Raw genomic sequence first — 1,766 nt, 5'->3', positions numbered from 1 at the left:
AGCGGTCGAAGGTGGGGCTGGCGATTGGGACGAAGTCGTAACAAGGTAGCCGTACCGGAAGGTGCGGCTGGATCACCTCCTTTCTAAGGAGCACCGGCTCTACGTGCTCGGTCCTGGTGGCCGAGGGTGGAGTCCATGTCGTGTTCGTGAGCGAACGTCTCACGCTCGGCGCGCTCATTAGTGGAGCACTGGCTACTCGGTTCAGCGTGATCGCTGTCCGATCAGTACCGCCTCCGGCCCTTGGGTCGAAGGAGTGGGAACGTCGGGTCAGGGGTCGGGCTGGGGCGAACACACTGTTGGGTCCTGAGGAAACGGACATCAGGCGGGCCCGCTGAGGCGGACTTGCTGTCTGTTTGACCCTCATGCAGGACCATCCTTCTGTCAGACCAGTTCATCGCGCGTGTCGTGGTGGGTGTTGGTGGCAGCTCGGGTGTGGTCGCTGTTTGTTGTTTGAGATTTGCATAGTGGACGCGAGCATCTTTGTGGCCAAGTTTTTTAGGGCACACGGTGGATGCCTTGGCATCAGGAGCCGATGAAGGACGTGGGAGGCTGCGTTAAGCCCCGGGGAGTCGCCAACCAGACTTTGATCCGGGGATGTCCGAATGGGGAAACCTAGCACCAGTCATGTGGTGTTGCCTCCGCCTGAATGTATAGGGCGGTTGGTGGTAACGCGGGGAAGTGAAACATCTCAGTACCCGTAGGAAGAGAAAACAATTTAGTGATTCCGTGAGTAGTGGTGAGCGAAAGCGGATCAGGCTAAACCGTAGGCGTGTGATAGCCGGCAGGCGTTGCGTTTACGGGGTTGTGGGACCCTCTTACGGTTTCTGCCGAGACCGTGAACAGTTAGAAATCCTTCCGATAGCCGAAGCTTCTGGGAAGTGGCGCCGTAGACCGTGAGAGTCGGGTAGGCGAAATTGGTTGGACTGTTGGAGGGGATCCCAAGTAGCACGGGGCCCGAGAAATCCTGTGTGAATCTGCCAGGACCACCTGGTAAGCCTAAATACTCCCTGATGACCGATAGTGAACAAGTACCGTGAGGGAAAGGTGAAAAGCGCCCCGGTGAGGGGTCGTGAAATAGTACCTGAAACCGTGTGCCTACAAGCCGTAGGAGCGTAAACGAGGGACTTGTCCTTTGTTTGTGATGTGACTGCGTGCCTTTTGAAGAATGAGCCTGCGAGTTATGGTGTGTGGCGAGGTTAACCCGTGTGGGGGAGCCGTAGCGAAAGCGAGTCTGAAGAGGGCGTTTGAGTCGCATGCTGTAGACCCGAAGCGGAGTGATCTAGGCATGGGCAGGTTGAAGCGCGGGTAAGACCGCGTGGAGGACCGAACCCACCAGGGTTGAAAACCTGGGGGATGACCTGTGTTTAGGGGTGAAAGGCCAATCAAACTCCGTGATAGCTGGTTCTCCCCGAAATGCATTTAGGTGCAGCGTCGCGTGTTTCTTGCCGGAGGTAGAGCACTGGATGGCTAATGGGCCCGACAAGGTTACTGACGTCAGCCAAACTCCGAATGCCGGTAAGTGAGAGCGTGGCAGTGAGACTGCGGGGGATAAGCTCCGTAGTCGAGAGGGAAACAGCCCAGACCACCGACTAAGGCCCCTAAGCGTGTGCTAAGTGGGAAAGGATGTGGAGTCGCAGTGACAACCAGGAGGTTGGCTTAGAAGCAGCCACCCTTGAAAGAGTGCGTAATAGCTCACTGGTCAAGTGATTCCGCGCCGACAATGTAGCGGGGCTCAAGTACACCGCCGAAGTCGTGGCATTCACATG

At 57.0% G+C, this 1,766-nt stretch carries 1 rRNA gene (running past one end of the window); it reads left to right on the top strand.

Going from position 1 to position 1,766, the window contains the following annotated elements:
- The first annotated feature begins 484 nt into the window (after positions 1 to 484).
- Positions 485 to 1,766, top strand: a 23S ribosomal RNA gene (locus ACZ6RT_RS37425); it runs 1,488 nt beyond the window's last position.

Source organism: Streptosporangium sp. NPDC050148 (genome assembly GCF_055586505.1).
The sequence above is the reverse complement of the archived record's forward strand: the minus strand, read 5'-3'. Positions and strand labels throughout refer to the sequence as shown.